Annotated in this window: 14 protein-coding genes; 7 read left to right on the forward strand and 7 right to left on the reverse strand. The window is 40.0% G+C overall.

The genetic code is table 11. The annotated features are described in order from the left end of the window. Positions 1–27: 27 nt before the first annotated feature. Positions 28–672, forward strand: coding sequence for a lysoplasmalogenase (locus tag ACST13_RS00280; protein ID WP_459521218.1), 645 nt, complete (start codon positions 28–30; stop codon positions 670–672). A gap of 3 nt (positions 673–675) precedes the next feature. Beyond that, complete coding sequence (locus ACST13_RS00285; protein WP_459521219.1) at positions 676–3,600, forward strand: FAD-binding and (Fe-S)-binding domain-containing protein; 2,925 nt, start codon at positions 676–678, stop codon at positions 3,598–3,600. Here ACST13_RS00285 and nagB read toward each other — a convergent pair. Then, positions 3,597–5,498 (reverse strand): glucosamine-6-phosphate deaminase, encoded by a 1,902-nt coding sequence (gene nagB / locus ACST13_RS00290; RefSeq protein WP_459521220.1) that lies wholly within the window; start codon positions 5,496–5,498, stop codon positions 3,597–3,599. The genes ACST13_RS00285 and nagB overlap by 4 nt on opposite strands. Positions 5,499–5,502: 4 nt before the next feature. Next, a complete protein-coding gene (locus ACST13_RS00295) occupies positions 5,503–5,718 on the reverse strand; it encodes a helix-turn-helix domain-containing protein (RefSeq protein WP_459521221.1) in 216 nt (71 codons plus the stop codon). Between the two features lie 154 nt (positions 5,719–5,872). Here ACST13_RS00295 and ACST13_RS00300 point away from each other — a divergent pair, with 154 nt between their 5' ends. Next, positions 5,873–8,242 carry a TonB-dependent receptor gene (locus ACST13_RS00300; RefSeq protein ID WP_459521222.1) on the forward strand — a complete coding sequence of 790 codons (2,370 nt, stop codon included), beginning with the start codon at positions 5,873–5,875 and terminating at the stop codon, positions 8,240–8,242. A 1-nt stretch (position 8,243) separates the two neighbouring features. Then, complete coding sequence (locus tag ACST13_RS00305) at positions 8,244–9,152, forward strand: DUF4249 domain-containing protein (RefSeq protein WP_459521223.1); 909 nt, start codon at positions 8,244–8,246, stop codon at positions 9,150–9,152. On the opposite strand, the gene porT is transcribed toward ACST13_RS00305, so the two are convergent. From porT to ACST13_RS00325, 4 genes are all read right to left on the reverse strand, one after another. Next, complete coding sequence (porT, locus tag ACST13_RS00310; RefSeq protein ID WP_459521224.1) at positions 9,153–9,839, reverse strand: type IX secretion/gliding motility protein PorT/SprT; 687 nt, start codon at positions 9,837–9,839, stop codon at positions 9,153–9,155. It abuts the gene before it with no gap. Beyond that, positions 9,836–10,573, reverse strand: a complete 738-nt coding sequence (gene ubiE / locus ACST13_RS00315; RefSeq protein WP_459521516.1) for a bifunctional demethylmenaquinone methyltransferase/2-methoxy-6-polyprenyl-1,4-benzoquinol methylase UbiE — start codon at positions 10,571–10,573, stop codon at positions 9,836–9,838. Before ubiE ends, porT begins: the two co-directional genes overlap by 4 nt. Before the next feature lie 70 nt (positions 10,574–10,643). After that, positions 10,644–11,570 (reverse strand): AEC family transporter, encoded by a 927-nt coding sequence (locus ACST13_RS00320; RefSeq protein WP_459521225.1) that lies wholly within the window; start codon positions 11,568–11,570, stop codon positions 10,644–10,646. Then, complete coding sequence (locus ACST13_RS00325) at positions 11,571–12,776, reverse strand: sensor histidine kinase (RefSeq protein WP_459521226.1); 1,206 nt, start codon at positions 12,774–12,776, stop codon at positions 11,571–11,573. Between the two features lie 138 nt (positions 12,777–12,914). Here ACST13_RS00325 and ACST13_RS00330 point away from each other — a divergent pair, with 138 nt between their 5' ends. The 3 genes from ACST13_RS00330 to ACST13_RS00340 are packed head-to-tail and all read left to right on the forward strand — an operon-like array spanning position 12,915 to position 16,415. Further along, complete coding sequence (locus ACST13_RS00330; protein WP_459521227.1) at positions 12,915–13,253, forward strand: PadR family transcriptional regulator; 339 nt, start codon at positions 12,915–12,917, stop codon at positions 13,251–13,253. Between the two features lie 11 nt (positions 13,254–13,264). Beyond that, complete coding sequence (locus ACST13_RS00335; protein ID WP_459521228.1) at positions 13,265–15,661, forward strand: PspC domain-containing protein; 2,397 nt, start codon at positions 13,265–13,267, stop codon at positions 15,659–15,661. 49 nt (positions 15,662–15,710) lie between these two features. Further along, on the forward strand, positions 15,711–16,415 hold the full coding sequence (locus ACST13_RS00340) for a head GIN domain-containing protein (protein WP_459521229.1): 705 nt from the start codon (positions 15,711–15,713) through the stop codon (positions 16,413–16,415). Here the strand turns inward: ACST13_RS00340 and ACST13_RS00345 are convergent. After that, a complete protein-coding gene (locus ACST13_RS00345) occupies positions 16,408–17,007 on the reverse strand; it encodes a DUF1684 domain-containing protein (RefSeq protein WP_459521230.1) in 600 nt (199 codons plus the stop codon). The genes ACST13_RS00340 and ACST13_RS00345 overlap by 8 nt on opposite strands. Between the last annotated feature and the right edge of the window lie 27 nt (positions 17,008–17,034).

The raw sequence follows: 17,034 nt of genomic DNA on the forward strand, positions 1-17,034 counted from the left end.
TTTTTTTTCGTTCTAAAATTGATAAATATGAGGCATATATTCTTAAAACTCTTCTTGCTCGATGCCCTCATCGAATTAGTTTTGCCTTTTTTGATGCCCACTTTTCCGGAAGCTAGATTAGTTAGCAAGCCGCTTTTGATGATTTTATTAATCGGCCATATAGCTCTTGAAAATCCCAAACCAGCCTTATTTTTTACTGCGATTTTCGCTTTGTTAGGGGATGTATTTTTGATGATCCCAGGCGATAATCCCCTGTATTTTCAGCTGGGTTTAGGTTCATTTTTACTAATGCAGCTAAGTTATATACGCCTTTTTGCACGCCAAACCGAAGATAGGTCTTGGATACCGGCTCATATGCGACAGCCTTTAGGGGGAATCCTGATTTATGTGTTTAGTTTTTTAGCGTTTTTAAATCCGCATCTAGCGGAGGGCATGAAGATTCCGGTTACACTATATGCTTTTGCGCTAGGGGCCATGTTGTATTTTGCGATACGTTTGAAAAACCCTGTCATCGTTTGGGGAGCATTTTTCTTTGTGGTATCAGATAGTGTTTTGGCTTTTGGTAAGTTTTATTATTCCTTTCCCGGGATTTCTTCCGTGGTGATGCTAACTTATATACTTGCTCAGTTGCTACTAATGAGTGCTTTGTGTAAATTTAAGCTTAATAAATAAATCATGTCGACACAAATATCCGATTCGCTTCTGTCTACTTTAGGCCTGACTTTGCAGGGATCTCTTTACACGGATACCGTGATGAAGACGCTCTATGCAACGGATGCATCTGCCTATCGGGAGATGCCTTTAGGGGTGGCGATTCCGGAGTCGACAGAAGATTTGGAGAAAATCATTTTATTTGCAAATCAACATTCCATTCCTATGATACCGCGTACGGCAGGCACTTCGCTAGCAGGTCAAGTGGTAGGGAAGGCGCTCGTCGTGGATGTGTCTAAGTTTTTCAGTCGAATTTTAGAAATTAATAAGGAAGAATCTTACGTTTGGGTAGAGCCAGGTGTGGTTCGTGATGTGTTGAATGTAGAGTTGAAAAAGCAAGGTTTGTTTTTTGGTCCCGAAACATCGACCGCTAATCGGGCGATGATCGGCGGCATGATGGGAAATAATGCTTGCGGCTCTAATTCGATTATCTATGGCTCTACGAGAGATCATGTTTTAGAAGTAGAGGGTTTTTTATCGGATGGATCCCCCGTTCATTTTAAGGCGGAAGATCCATTTGAGACCATAAAATCTTTAAAAAAGGGGACTCGATTGCATGGTATCTATGAGAATACCCTAGCGGCCTTATCGGATCCTACTAATCAAAAGAATATCACGGAGGAATTCCCCAAGCCAAGTATTCGTCGCCGTAACACAGGTTATGCGGTAGATATGTTATTGCATACGAAGGCTTTTGAGTCAACAGACGCCCCGTTTAATTTTTGTTCTTTGCTTTCTGGATCGGAAGGAACGCTTTGCTTTGCCACACGGATAAAATTACATGTGGATGTATTGCCTCCGGCTCATTTGGGTTTGGTTTGTGGTCATTTTAATACCATTGATGAAGCCTTACGAGCTAATCTGATCGCTTTGCAATTCAATCCGTCAGCTTCTGAGTTGATGGATCATTATATTTTAGAGTGCACGAAGGCGAATCCAGCACAAAGCTTGAATCGATTCTTTGTAGAAGGTGATCCGGGTGCGATCTTAGTAGTGGAATTACGTTCGGATTCAGCTGATGATTTAGCTTTACAAGCAAAGGCGTGTGAAAAGGCGATGCGCGCTGCAGGTTTAGGATATCATTTTCCGTTTGTGACGGGAGGGGATGTGAAGAAGGTTTGGGACTTGCGTAAAGCGGGTTTGGGCTTATTATCTAACCTTCCTGGGGATGAAAAAGCGGTGGCTGTGATCGAAGATACGGCGGTGGACGTGAACGATTTGCCTGCCTTTATTGCGGAGTTTAATGAAATTCTGCAGGCTAATAATTTGTATTGTGTACACTATGCCCATGCGGGTTCAGGAGAATTACACTTGCGTCCGATCATTAATTTAAAGACCAAAGAAGGCCATCAACAATTCCGTCACATTGCGGAAGAGATTGCTCGATTAGTGAAAAAATACAAGGGTTCTCTTTCGGGGGAGCACGGTGATGGACGTTTGAGAGGGGAATTTATCCCTTGGATGGTGGGAGAGGAGAATTATCAATTGATGCGGGATTTGAAGTCTTGGTGGGACCCTAAAGGTATATTTAACCCAAACAAGATTGTGGATACTCCTCCGATGGATACGTTCTTGCGCTACGAGGCCGGACAACAAACGCCAGAATTTAAAACAGCGTTTCGGTATCAGGGTCAAGATGTGCTGCAACATGCGGAACAATGCAATGGCTCTGGCGATTGCCGCAAGACGCCTATTTCTGGTGGTACGATGTGTCCATCTTTTATGGCAACCCGTAACGAAAAAGAAACGACGAGAGCTCGTGCTAATATCCTGCGCGAGTTTTTAACTAATTCCGAGCAGCCGAATCGTTTCGCACATGAGGAGATAAAGGAAGTAATGGATCTTTGCCTAGCTTGCAAAGGCTGTAAGTCAGAGTGTCCATCGAATGTGGATGTGGCGAAATTAAAGATGGAGTTCTTATATCAATACCAAAAAGAAAAGGGGCTTCCTTTACGTTCTTGGTTAGTAGGGAACTTCGCAAAAATATCAAATCTAGCCTCTTATATACCTTTCCTATACAACGTGGTGATGGGAACTCCGGCCATTCGACGCATCTCGAATGCCGTAGTGGGCTTCCACCCGGATCGTACGATGCCTTTGATGGCCAAGCAGACTTTGTGGTCTTGGTTAAAGTCGCGCAGGAGTCCTGTGCAAGAGAAATCGGTTTACTTGTTTGTAGATGAGTTTACAAATTTTAACGATGCTGAAATTGGTCGTACAACCGTTTTATTGCTAGAGCGTTTAGGCTATGAAGTAAAAACTATTCCTCATCCAATCTCTGGAAGAGCTTATTTGTCCAAAGGAATGCTCGATGAAGCGCGTGTTTTAGCCGTTCAAAATGTGCGTTTGTGGTCGTCTTTGATTTCAGAAAATACCCCTTTGGTGGGTATAGAACCGTCTGCCATTTTAACTTTCCGCGACGAATATCCGGATTTAGTTTCGGATGAATGGGTGGATAGGGCACAAGAATTAGCGAAGCATACGCTTTTATTAGAGGAGTTTATTGCGCGCGAGGCGGATGCGAAGCGTATCACTTCAGCAGCGTTTAGTTCAGAGAAAAAGTTAATGAAATTGCATGGGCATTGCCAGCAAAAAGCGATTTCGTCGCTGGTGGCAGCGAAGAAGGCGCTATCCTTACCAGAAAATTTTGAAGTACAGCTAATTCCATCGGGCTGTTGCGGTATGGCCGGATCTTTTGGATACGAAAAAGAGCATTATGATTTATCGATGCAAATCGGTGAATTAGTTTTGTTTCCCACCGTGCGGTCACAGCCGGAAGAGGTCGATATCGTCGCGTCGGGAACAAGTTGTCGTCATCAAATTCATGACGGCACGAAGCGGCATGCGAAGCATGCCGCGGAGATCTTGTACGCTGCTTTAAAAGATTAGAATTTCCAGCGTACGAAGGCTTCCATAGCCTCGTATTCCGCAAGGCCAAGTGCATTGTAGATGGAAGCCGTTGCTCGGTTTCTCTCTTCTGCCCGTTGCCAAAACTCCCTCGAATCGTCACCCTGAAACACCACGCCATCTTTTTGAGATTGGTGTTTAAAGATACCCATTCTCTTTTTGAAAACTTGATCAGGTGACATAGGTACGGCCATTTCGATTTGATCGATATCCCATTCTGCCCAGGCTCCTTTGTAAAGCCAAACCCAACAATTCTTCATGTATTCCCGGTGTTTCAAACGAGTTACAGCCTCAATTACGGCATCTAGGCATACTTTATGTGTGCCATGTGGGTCAGCTAGGTCTCCCGCAGCATAGATTTGGTGAGGCTTAATCTCTTCGATTAAATCCATCACGATTTGAATATCTTTTTCCCCAATTGGTTTCTTGCGGATGGTTCCCGTTTCATAGAAGGGTAATTCAAGGAAATGCGCATTTTCTTTTTTGATCCCCACGAATCGACAGGTATTTTTTGCTTCGCCTTTTCGGATCAGACCTTTTATCTCTCTTACGGAAGAAATATCAATTTCTGAATCGGGCTTATTGCGTAAGAATTTAATGGCTTCCTTATAAATGCGATTTGCTTTTGCGTTAGGACTTTCAAATTTTTCATTGAAATCGACAACAAATTCTGCGAAGCGAAGGGCTTCGTCATCCGCTACGGCAATGTTACCTGTGGTTTGGTAGGCTACGTGTACATCATGTCCTTGATCATGCAAACGTTGGAATGTCCCACCCATGGAGATGATGTCATCATCGGGATGCGGGCTAAAAATTAATACTTTTTTCTTAGCAGGGAAAGCACGTTCTGGACGATGGGTGTCATCGGCATTGGGTTTTCCACCTGGCCATCCCGTGATGGTATGCTGCAAATAATTGAAAACTTCGATATTAATCTCATAAGCCTGGCCATACAAGGAAAGAAGATCAGATAAACCATGTTCATTATAATCTTTCGAAGTCAGCTTCAATACGGGTTTCTGCAAGCTTAATGAAAGATGCGTGACTGCCTTTTTAATCATACTTCGATCCCAGGTAACCGAATCGACCACCCATGGGGTTTTGATGCGTGTTAACATTGATGCAGCAGTTTCATCTAAGATGAAAGAGGCGTTGGGATGCAATTGTAAATAGGACGCGGGAATGTCGGAGTTGACAGATCCTTCCACTGCCAGAGCAACGCTGTCTGCTTTATGTTCTCCCCAGGCGATTAAAACAATCTTTTTGGACTTCATGATACTATCGATACCTAGCGTAATTGCTTTTTTAGGCACCTTTTGTAGTCCACCAAAATCAGCAGACGCATCAATCTTCGTCGCAATTTCTAAGGTCATTAAACGCGTCTTTGAATTAATCGTCGAACCTGGTTCGTTGAAACCAATGTGTCCATTACGTCCGATGCCCAATAAGTAATAATCAAAGCCACCTAGTCGCTCAATCTTCGCTTCATAGTCTCTACAAAACTCGGGTATTTTCTCAAGTGCCAGTGTTCCATCAGGTAAATGGTAATTAGTTACTGGTATATCAATATGATCAAAGAGCTGTTCCTTCATAAATCGGACATAACTTTGGATGGAATCGGGTTCCATCGGATGGTATTCATCCAGATTAAAGGTAATCACATTTTTAAAGCTTAAGCCTTCCTCGCGGTGCATTCGAATCAATTCCTGGTATACTTTTTTAGGAGAGGAGCCGGTTGCAAGGCCTAAAATGGTCGGCTTGTCAAGTTGATTATTAGTGCGAATAAGATCCGCAATTTCTTTCGCAACAGATTTAGATGCTAAATCGGAATCTAAATAAATATGTGTTGGAATGCGTTCAAAGCTGATTTCTTGTTCCATGAGCTTATTTTTGAGCGTTTTTAGATGCGACAATGAGTAGGTCGAGAGATAAGGCGTCGAAGATGCGCAAAATCGTCTTTATCGCCGGGTTGCCTTTCCCTAATTCAATACTATGAATCGTCTTGATGGCTACACCACTCCGCTGGCTTAGTTCATCTTGTTTTAATCCGATGGCATTTCTTTTTTCTCTTACGATTTGCCCGAATACTTTTAAATCCATTATTGCTCCGTTTTTTTCAAATGTACAGAAAAATACAATATAAATTATAAATCGGAATTATATTACCATTATTGTAAAAATATTATATACTACCGTTTATCAATTTATTAATATGTAGAAAAAACATTTCCCGTATCTTTGTGTTTTTATAACAATGCAGAACCGCCTTCTTTTTATATTTCTGTTTTTGCCCAGTCTTTTATGGGCGCAAAAGTCTTCCTTAAGTGGCTATGTAAAAGATGCTACGAATGGAGAGGGTCTGATAGGAGCCTCCGTTTATGTGAAGGAATTAAAGACGGGGAATGTGACGAACACCTATGGCTTTTATAGCCTAACCCTTCCTTTGGGTCAATATACCCTTGTCTTCTCTTCATCGGGTTTTAAAAAACAAGAACGTATAGTTCAAATCAAGGAACAATCTGCCTCGCTATCTATTGAATTAGTCCCTGCCTCGCAGGAATTAGCTGAAGTGATTGTGAAGGCACGTGCTAATGATGAGAACGTGAGGGGTATTGAAATGTCGGTGAATAAAGTGGATATTAAAACCATTCGAAAAATTCCTGCTTTACTGGGCGAAGTTGATTTAGTTCGCGCGATTCAATTATTACCCGGTGTTTCTACCGTAGGGGAAGGCGCATCGGGATTTAATGTTCGTGGCGGTGGAGTGGATCAAAACTTGGTTTTGCTCGATGATGCTCCTGTTTACAATTCATCGCACCTTTTTGGATTCTTCTCTGTATTTAATCCAGATGCGGTAAAGGATGTCAAGCTATTTAAAGGGGGTATTCCTGCCATGTATGGGGGGCGAGCATCTTCGATTTTGGATGTAAAAATGAAAGAAGGGAATGCGAAGAAGTTAGAAGTGAATGGGGGTATAGGGGTTATTTTTTCTCGATTATCCATCGAGGCACCTATTGTGAAAGATAAGGCATCTTTTATAGTAGCAGCTCGGCGTTCTTATATTGATATTCTAGCTAAACCATTTCTTACGGGGAATAATGCGAATTCAAAGTTTAGTTTTTATGATTTGACGGCCAAAGTCAATTATAAAATCAACGATAAAAACACGGTTTTCATGTCGGGCTATTTTGGTCGTGATGTTTTTGGTACCGGATTTGGGTTTGATTGGGGTAATACTACTTTGACGACTCGATGGAATCATGTATTCTCTAATAAGCTATTCTTGAATGCGACGGCCTTCTACAGCAATTATGATTATATGCTTGATTCAGACATTGAAAATAAGCGTCCGTCAGATGCCTTCAAATGGACCTCGAATATTGAAAATTTAAGTATTAAGCCTGATTTCACCTATTATATCCGACCTGATAATACCATCAGTTTTGGAGGGCAATTGCTGACGTATGATTTCACACCTGGCAAAGCGAATGCGACATCTAATGGAGAGAAAAGAGAATTTGGCCAAGCAAATAAACAAGGCATTGAGGCCTCTGCCTATATCGGACACGATTGGAAGATAAATTCTCGACTTACCATACAATACGGCATTCGCTATTCCCAATATGATTATAAAAGTCTAAATGGGGAGTATTATGATCGTATTCCAGTACCATTTAGTACGGAAAATCCATCGGGATATGTGTTAAAAATTAATCAGACGGATCCGAATACAACGGTGGCTTCCTATGGTAATTGGGAGCCTCGCTTCGCCTTAAATATAACAGGAAACGAATCTTCTTCCTTGAAATTGAGTTATAATCGACTCGCTCAATATATTCACTTAATGTCGAATACGGCTGCTTCGACACCCTTAGATGTATGGACATCTTCTACAAATAATATTAAGCCTCAAGTTGTGGATCAGGTGGCTTTGGGTTTATTTAAGAATTTTGGTCCTGATGGAAATAATTATGAATCATCCATTGAGGTCTATTACAAGGATATGCAAAATCAAATTGACTATGCAGATCGTGCTAGTTTATTCCTAAACCCTTATTTTGAAAAAGACTTGTTGTTTGGGAAAGGCAGGGCTTACGGAATCGAGTTTTTCTTAAAGAAGAATGTAGGCAAGCTAACAGGTTGGGCTAGCTATACCTTAGCTAGAACAGAACGTAAAATAGAAGGCTTAAATAATAATGAATGGTATGCAAATCGCTACGACCGTACGCATACTCTAAACCTCGTGGGCCAATATGCGCTTTCTGATAAATGGTCTTTTGGTGCAAATTTCGCCTATATCACGGGCGTTCCGTATACCGTTCCATCCCAGAAATATATATTTGATGGAATCGCTTATCCCCAAACCAATGCTGGAACTCGGGGCAACATTCGTGTGCCTGATTACCACAGATTAGATATTTCTGCGACTAAGAAGAATAAGAAAGCTTTGTTTGGAAAAGGAAGCTCAGAATGGGTCTTCTCTGTTTATAATGTATACAATCGGAAAAACCCATTCTCTATTTATACCCGACCTAACGAAGATAATTCAGTCCAAACCGAGGCCGTTCAATTATCTATCATTGGTTCTTTTGTCCCAGCTGTCACCTATAATTTCTCCTTTTAAGATGAAGCGGATCCATTTATTATTCCTGATTTTAGCATTGACATCTTGCGAGGAGGTTGTGAACTTACCAAGTCCGGTGTCTGAACATTACCTGGTAGTTGAAGCAAATTTAACTAATCAAAATACCCCTCAACAGATTATAGTGTCACGTTCCCAAGATTATTTTGATCAGACAAATCCGCCCAAAATCGGTGGTGCGGAAGTATTTATAACAGATACCTTGGGGAATAAATTTACTTTTACGGAGAAAGTGGCCTTAAGCGGTATATACCAGTGGGAACCTAGTGCGCAGAAGCCTAAACTCGGAAATTCAGGAACCACCTTTACCTTACAAGTGAAATGGCAAAGCGAAACGTTGACTGCGAAGGCTAAGATGAATCGAGTTCCTCCTATTGATTCCATTTTGTATCAATTTGATGAGGCTACTGGCCGTCAATCGAGCGATGATAATCCTAAAAACGGGTATGATGCGCAGTTTTATGCGCGTGATGTAAGGGGGACTGGCGATTGTTATCGCGTGAAGACTTTCCGCAATGGTGAATTATTTAATGACCCTTCTAATTTGACATTAGCATATGATGCTGGATTTCAGAAGGGCTCGATGACGGATGGATTCATGTTTATTTTGCCGATTCGCCGTTCCATTTCCCCTCAATTATATCTTGAAAATGACAAGATTCGAGTAGAGCTTTGGTCTATATCTGAAGATCAATTTAATTTCTTTTCTCAAGCTCGACTTGAACTTAATAATGCGGGTTTATTCTCCCGTCCTGCGGCCAATATTCCGACTAACATCAAGAATACAAACCCGGCATCGAAACTTCAAGGAGCTGGCTGGTTTGGCGTTTCTGCCGTAAGCGTATTCGAAACGACCGTAGATCCTAAAAAGGCTAAAAAAGGATTGAAGTAATTATTCGAAATTGAAAATCAAGCTGATCGTATGCGAATTTAATTGGCTTAATTTCGAATAGCTATTTGCTGTACCTGGTGGTACAAATAGATTATTCAATCCATGTGAAATTCGAATCTCGGGAGAGAATTTAAAGAATCGATAGAATCGCTCAAATCCAATTCCATATTCTAAGGATAATTCAGAGGTATTGGCTGTGATGGCGGTATTTTTTTTCTTAACATTTGCCTCTAAACCTAATTTAACACCTGAGATTAAGTACATCCGGTGATTTTGGCGCCTAACCGAACGAAATTTTAACAACAAAGGAATCTCTAACCAAGTGGACTCTCGAGAGATTAAATCCTCATTTGCAAATTGAATTTGACGGTCATACAAGGCAATATTTAACCCTGATTTCACTTCTACGTGTTTGCTTAGGGCATAATTTACAATCCCACCGATTTGGAAACCAAAGGTTTTAGGAGAATTTAAAACTAAAGGTTCGCCTGTTACACTATTAACTAAAACACTTGGGAAGCCATTAGTGAAATAATTACTGGATGTTAAGCCAAACATAAAACCAAAATGTATGGGTTTTTCATCATAAAACTCATCATGTACTTGAATGTAACTTTTCCCCTGACCTAAGGCACTAAAGCCTAAGAGGAAAGCGATTGAAAATCCGATTAAAGTAGATTTTTTCATGCGTTTTTAGCTTTTTTATGTCCTAAATAGATAGAACAAATTCCACCTGTCATAGGTATCCATTGGGTATTAATAAATCCACATTCATCATAAATTTTTAAAAAGTCCTGGCCATCAGGAAATGCTTGAACAGATTCAGGAAGGTAGGTATAGGCGGCTGGATCTTTAGAAATTAACTTTCCTAAAACCGGCAGACAAAATTTCGAATAGAAAGCATAGAATTGCTTCATCGGGAATTTTTTCGGGTTGGAAAACTCTAAAATTAAGCAATGTCCATTTGGTTTTAAAACCCGGTACATCTCTTTCAATCCTTTTTCTAAAGTTTCATAATTTCTAACCCCAAAACTAACGGTTATTGCATCAAAACTATTGTCAGAAAAGGGTATTTTTTCTGAATCCCCTTTTTGAAGAGTTATGATATTATCGTAGCCTAATTTTTTGATTTTCTCTACCCCAAAGGCTAGCATTCCTTCAGAAATATCAATGCCTACAATTTTTTCTGGTTTAATCTTCAGCGCTTCAATGGCAAAATCACCTGTACCCGTTGCAATATCTAAAACGGATTTGATTCCTTTATTTTGCAATAATTTGATCGCTTTTTTACGCCAAATGATATCAATACCTCCACTTAATAAATGATTTAAAAAATCATATTTATGCGAGATCGAATTGAACATGTCTGCGACCTGTTCTTTTTTTCCTTTGGACTGATTCTTATAAGGTACTACCATAATTTTAGCGGATTGGTTACAAACTTAACTAGTTCAATAAGCCAATGTTTTATAAAATTACCAAAAAAATCGCTTAAATCGCGCTCATGTGAAAAACACTCACCATGATCCACATAATGGCAAAACTAATCACAAGCGAAATATTCACTAGAGAGGCGGCAAGGGGAGTATTTAAATTCAATTCGTCTGAATACGTAATGACGGTCATACCCACCGGCAAGATGAGGCAAAGCAGTAATAGGTTACGAAAGCCTAGATCAAAAGGAAGGAGATAGAAACAGATCCCTCCCACTAAAAATCCCATGGCATAACGCAGACTTAGAACCTGAAAAACTCGGAAATAAGATTTTTTTGTTAATCGCACGCTGAAATAGATACCCATTAATAAAAGGACAATAGGTTTATTTCCGGAGGCAATAGTGGATATTAAATCCAAGGCAAAAGTGGGAAATTGGAGACCTAACACATTGACTACAACCCCTAAAACCATCGCTTGCAAGGGTGGGAGGGAAATAATGCGTTTGAAGATATGAGCGGCAATATTGTCTTTTTTAGGCCCGCGACTGAAATAGTTGCTCATCCCATAATTCACAAAGAAATTCACCACAGAATTTCCCAGGTCAAACATAATCGCATAAGTCAAACCTTGAATATCAAATATGCCTTCAATCAAGGGATAGGCAAAGATTCCTAAATTAAATCCTGCACTCCCTACCGTCATCACGCCCCGGTTTTCAGGCTCAACTTGTTTAAATAAATGAAAGGCCGTAAAGGATAAAAACATCCCAAAAAGCATCGCAATCAAGGGTAGATAGATCAAATCCCAAGTGATATTCACCCGAATCATGGTCGAAAAAACCAAGGCGGGGAAGGTCGTATGCATCAGGAATTTCGAGATCGATTTTCCGTCATGGTCTTGAATAAATCCCGCACTTTTTAGGGCATAACCGATCGCAATGATGCATAAAGCCGAACCAAAAACGATATTAGGATCAGTCATTTATTCAGGTTTTGGGAGGGTAATGCGGAAAGTGGATCCCTTATTAATTTCAGTCGATTTCAAAACCAATTTACCTTGGTGGTAATTTTCGATGATTCTTTTTGCCAAAGTCAAGCCTAATCCCCAGCCCCTTTTTTTAGTAGAAAAACCGGGAGAGAAAATTTTCGATGTATTACTAGGCAAAATACCTTTACCCGTATCCGTGATATCAATGTTTATCTTATTATTTTTCCCCTCTTTTAATTCAATGGACAAATGACCTTGGCCACCCATGGCATCGACCCCATTCTTGGAAATATTTTCAATCACCCATTCAAACAAGTATTTGTTAATATTAGCTAATTGATTAGCTGCTAAGGAGGAATGAATTTCTATGGTGACTTTGGACGAAATACGGATCTTCAAATAACTGATAAAACTTTGAATGACGGCTTCTACGTCTTCTAGTTTTAAAACAGGGGTAGATCCGATATTAGAGAATCGGGTGGTAATGGTTTCTAAGCGTTGAATATCTTTAGATAATTCGACCACGATATCTGGATTTATATGTGGCTCATTTCGCAATAGTTCCACCCAGGCGGTTAATGAGGACAGTGGTGTTCCTAATTGATGGGCCGTTTCTTTAGCTAAGCCTACCCAAACTCTATTTTGCTCTGCTCGTCGTGAATAGGATAGGAATATATAGCCTAAGAATCCGATAATCAAAACCACTAATAATTGCGATAAAGGATAATAGCGCAATAATTTCAATAATTTCGAATTACCATAATAGATATATTCCTTTTGAAAACCCATATCCATTTCAATGGGCTGGTTGTTTTCAGCGATTATTTCTTGCAGCTTTTGCTGAAGGATTTCTTGTTTTTTTTCGGTGCTAAGTGTTTCCGTTAGAGGAATATTGATGGAGTTTAGATGTCCTGATCCATCTTTCCAAATCACCGGAATCGTATTATTCTCGTTAATTTTCTTTATCCGTTCAAAAAAGAAATTAATGTCCGCATTATTATCACTGGTCAATGCATAGCGAATTGTTTCGGCGTATAATTCAATTTGTTGTTTCTCTCTTTCCTCTAGCTTATTGACTAAACCATCTGTAAAATACAGGGAGAATCCTGCCATCACGACGCTGACCGCGAAAAAGGCTATTTTCAACCAAGTATCTCGGTTGTAAAAGGCTAACGGTATAGAGAAATATTTAAAAATCATATAATAGTCACCCTTAAAAGGGTACGTTCAACACAAATTACCTACCGTTTATCCAAATTCGCAAATATATTTTCTAAGGTACTATGTAATACAAAGTACCTTGGCTATCTTTGTATTATCAAATTAAACAAACAATCCATGGATATTGAAAATGCCAAGGTGCAAATGAGAAAAGGAATACTCGAATTTTGTATTCTTAAAATTATCTCAAAAGAGGAGGTCTACGCTTCTACCATGTTATCAGAATTAACGTCTGCGAAAATTATGGTAGTAGAAGGAACTTTATATCCCTTATTAACCCGATTAAAAAATGCTGGTTTTTTAGATTACCGTTGGGTGGAGTCTGTTTCAGGTCCGCCCCGTAAATATTATCTGTTAACAGATAAAGGCCAGGAATTTTTAGCCGAAATGTCCACGACTTGGGAAGAATTACAAACATCCGTTAACCAAATATCAAACGCTTCATCGAAGGCTTAAAAAATAGACATATGAAAAAGACTTTATCAATTAACATCGCGGGATTTGTCTTCCACATCGAAGAAGATGCCTTTGCTATATTAGATGCCTACTTAAAATCCATTCATGCTTATTTTGAGTCCTTTGAAGGATCGAAAGAGATTATTGCGGATATTGAATCGAGTATTGCGGAGAAATTTTGGAACATCCGAGAAACAGAGAAAGTAGAAGCGATATCTGAAAACCACGTGGAGGCCTTAATCGCTTCTTTAGGAACTGTGGCTGACTTCAAACAAGTGGAAGAGGAGGAGGACAAAAAAGAAGGCTATACAGCCCCTAAATCAGTTGATGGGCCTAAGGTTTTTCGTCGTGACATCACTCGTAAGAAATTAGGGGGTGTGGCAGCAGGTATTGCACGCTATTTTCAGGTGGATCCGATTTGGGTGCGTCTTGTATTACTTGCTCTTTTGAGTGTCCACTTTCTTTTTTTTCCCTTAGGTAACATTGTTTTTTGGGCTTATATCATTATTTGGGCGGCCATTCCAGGTGAAATGAACCCAGATGATGATAAATCGTATCGCAAGTTCTACCGCGATCCTGAGAAAAAAGTAATCGGAGGTGTGATGGCTGGCATCGCAGCGTACACGGGTTGGGACGTTGGTTTATTACGCGTTTTAGCCGTTTTGTCCGTGGGATTATTTGGTTCTGGAGTTATCGCCTATTTAGTTATTATGGTCATCACGCCTGAGGCGAAGAGTATGAAGGATAAAATGGAGATGACTGGGGAGCCTGTCACATTAGAAAACATCGAGAACAATATTAAGAAAAGCATTCAACCGAATGAAACAGAGGAAAATGGGTTGACAAAAGTCTTATTGTTTCCCTTCCGTATTGCAGCTAAAGTTTTCTCTGCTTTAAAAGGGCCATTAAACGTAATTCGTTGGTTTTTCCAAATTTTGCTAGGGATCATTCTATTGATTTTAGGTATCGCGTTTATCATCGTGTTAGTTGCTTTGTGTACGGTTGGATTTACCGGTATTGACCAAGGGCAGCTTGTCCACATGGGTCCATTGCCGCTGTATTTGATTGCAAAAGATTTTCCGTTCTGGGCTGTTCCGGCTTTGGTGATGGCCTTCTTACCCATTTTTGTTTCACTCGTCATCGCGGGTGTATCCTTATTAGCGAATCGTAAATTTTACAATAAGACCTATAAAATTGCTTCCACCACCATGATTATCGTGGGTTGGGTAGGCTTATTTGCTGCGGCAGCTTTTTATGGCCGGAACTTTCAGCGTTCTGCATCCTATAACGAGGTGAGAGATCTAGCAGTTTCAGATTCGACGACCTATGTATTAGACATCGATAAGAAGGATAATGAAACGATTTGGCAAATGATGTTAGGAGAGAAAGTAGAGGAATTTGCCTTTGATTTTGATGACGAGGATGATAATCATGATTATAACGAAGAACGCTTTAATCGGGCGAATCTCGAAATTGAGGGTTATGATGGGAAAACGATTCAGGTAATTACCTACGCGAAATCGCAGGGTTTAACTCGCAAGGAAGCGGAATCAAATGCAAAAAAGGTTCAGTACAAGTATTTGCAAAATGAAAAAGATCTTCGTTTTGACACGCACTTTAGTTTAGTGGACTCTCGATTTAGAGCTCAGCGTATGAAGGTTAAGGTCATGATCCCTTACGGAAAATCCTTCAGTATGACGCGTGCTTTTGCCTATTACATGGATAATGTGCTGGAGTCGGGTTATTTCCACGAGGAGGGTCAAGATTTGTTTATTGGATCACTGTGGACATTCTCTGCAGATAAGGGCTTAATTTGTTTAAATAGAACGCCACATTCAGATGAAGAGTCGAAGGAGGAGAATATTTCGGATGATAAAATTAGTCTAATGATTGAAAAGGACTTGGAGAATTTTACTTCTATCAAAGGATTGAATACGGAGTTATCCCAAATCAAGATCAAAAAAGGGGATCTTCCTAAGATTACTTACCGCGGAAATCAAGCCTTAGAAAGTTCGGTTCACGTAGAGAATAACGTACTAATTTTCGATAAGATTCAACCAGGCATTCAAGTGGAGATTGAGGTTCCTGATTTGAAGCAAATCGAATTAGGTGGTAATGCAAATACTGAAATAGAAGGATTTACTCTGGGAACTTTGGATGTAATATTACGAGGATTTCACAGTTTAACGGCAAAAGGCTCGGCTAAACAATTGAACGCTAGTGTATTTGATTCAGCAGAATTATTGGCGACTGATTTTTCCGTCGAGAAAGCCTTCGTTTCCATCGATAAATACGCTAAAATGGAGCTTAATGCATCTTATTTAGTTCAAGGAAAAAAATTCGATAGTTCTAAATTTTCAAATAAATCGAGCAGTGGAGTAAATTATAAATGGAGTATTGTAAAATAACATGCAACTAATTTTGACCCAACTGCATCTTGCAACAAATTAAAATTTTATGAAAAAATTATTGTCTTTATTCGCCGCCTTTTTAGTTGTTTTTAGTTCATTCGCAGATCCTGCAGTTGTTACCAAAAAATTCAAAGTAGCTAATTTTAAATCCATCGAACTTGGGAGTGCCTTCGAGGTTCACATCCATAAAGGAAACGTATATGCCGTTTCCGTTACGGGTCGTGAAAAAGATATCGATGAATTAGAGGTGACCACCTCTTCGGATAAATTGGAAATTACTTATGAGTCAAGCTGGAACTGGGGTTGGAATAATAACCGGTCTAAAATCGTTATTAATATTACCCTTCCTCGTCTTGAAAGTGGAGAATTTGGGGGTGCTTGTAAAATAGATTTGCAAGGATTTACGAATGAAGAGGAGATGCGTTTAAGCTTTTCAGGTGCTTCGAAAGGTGCCGCAGAAGGTTTGAGGACAGATAAATTGCGTGTTGAACTAAGCGGAGCTTCGGATTTCAAGATCGTAGGTCAATCAGATTATTTGAAGGTAGAATCTTCGGGTGCGAGTCATTTGAAAGCATTGGAATTCTTAGCGCGAAATGTGGATATAGAAGCTTCAGGAGCTAGCAGTGCTCAGGTGCAGGTCCAAAAGAGCTTGAAAGTCGATGCATCAGGTGCATCACATGTAAAATACAAAGGGAGCCCAGTTATTACGAAAGATCTTTCTGGTGCAGCCTCCTTACACCAAGTTAATTAAAGTTTTTCTCTCCTGCCTCGATGCGAATCGGTAGGGTGTTTTCTGCGGGAGGAATGGGACAAGCGAATTCTTCATTATAAGCACAATAAGGATTATACGCTAGATTAAAGTCTACCCGCAATCGATTGTTTTTTACATTTGTTAGGGGTAAATCTAAAAAACGTCCGCCTCCGTAGGTTTCTGTGGGGGCGGTTTTGTCTTTAAAGGGTAAAAAGAAATCACCGTCTTCGTGTTGATAAAGTCGCAAGGAAACAGTGAAACTGCCTATTTCGCCCTTTAGAATCCCGAATAAAATCAATTTCTCTGTCGTCCCATCTGTCATCTTCAATTCGACCGTTTCTGCCTTCTCTGCCTTTTCAAGCATAAATTCCACGATATAATTTTTGTTAAATGGATAGTATTTTAGGCCTTTAAATGCTGCCTTTTCTTTAATTGGGGACTCTTCTCCATCCTTGAATGCGGCGTCTTTATCGTTGCGTATCTTTAACACATCTGCACCTGTTTCCTCTACTGGTTTTGCCGTGGGAATACTAAAATAGGCAAGAATTGCGATGATGGGAACTAGAAAGAGAAGCCATTTATTGAATTTCATAGGAATGCGTGTAATTTTGGGTACGCA

The organism is Aquirufa sp. A-Brett2-W8 (assembly GCF_054558755.1).

Bases quoted from the DNA above. Each gene is read 5' to 3' on its own strand.
- ACST13_RS00280 (WP_459521218.1), top strand. From the start codon at position 28: ATGAGGCATATATTCTTAAAACTCTTCTTGCTCGATGCCCTCATCGAA.
- ACST13_RS00285 (WP_459521219.1), top strand. From the start codon at position 676: ATGTCGACACAAATATCCGATTCGCTTCTGTCTACTTTAGGCCTGACT.
- nagB (WP_459521220.1), bottom strand. From the start codon at position 5,498: ATGGAACAAGAAATCAGCTTTGAACGCATTCCAACACATATTTATTTA.
- ACST13_RS00295 (WP_459521221.1), bottom strand. From the start codon at position 5,718: ATGGATTTAAAAGTATTCGGGCAAATCGTAAGAGAAAAAAGAAATGCC.
- ACST13_RS00300 (WP_459521222.1), top strand. From the start codon at position 5,873: ATGCAGAACCGCCTTCTTTTTATATTTCTGTTTTTGCCCAGTCTTTTA.
- ACST13_RS00305 (WP_459521223.1), top strand. From the start codon at position 8,244: ATGAAGCGGATCCATTTATTATTCCTGATTTTAGCATTGACATCTTGC.
- porT (WP_459521224.1), bottom strand. From the start codon at position 9,839: ATGAAAAAATCTACTTTAATCGGATTTTCAATCGCTTTCCTCTTAGGC.
- ACST13_RS00320 (WP_459521225.1), bottom strand. From the start codon at position 11,570: ATGACTGATCCTAATATCGTTTTTGGTTCGGCTTTATGCATCATTGCG.
- ACST13_RS00325 (WP_459521226.1), bottom strand. From the start codon at position 12,776: ATGATTTTTAAATATTTCTCTATACCGTTAGCCTTTTACAACCGAGAT.
- ACST13_RS00330 (WP_459521227.1), top strand. From the start codon at position 12,915: ATGGATATTGAAAATGCCAAGGTGCAAATGAGAAAAGGAATACTCGAA.
- ACST13_RS00335 (WP_459521228.1), top strand. From the start codon at position 13,265: ATGAAAAAGACTTTATCAATTAACATCGCGGGATTTGTCTTCCACATC.
- ACST13_RS00340 (WP_459521229.1), top strand. From the start codon at position 15,711: ATGAAAAAATTATTGTCTTTATTCGCCGCCTTTTTAGTTGTTTTTAGT.
- ACST13_RS00345 (WP_459521230.1), bottom strand. From the start codon at position 17,007: ATGAAATTCAATAAATGGCTTCTCTTTCTAGTTCCCATCATCGCAATT.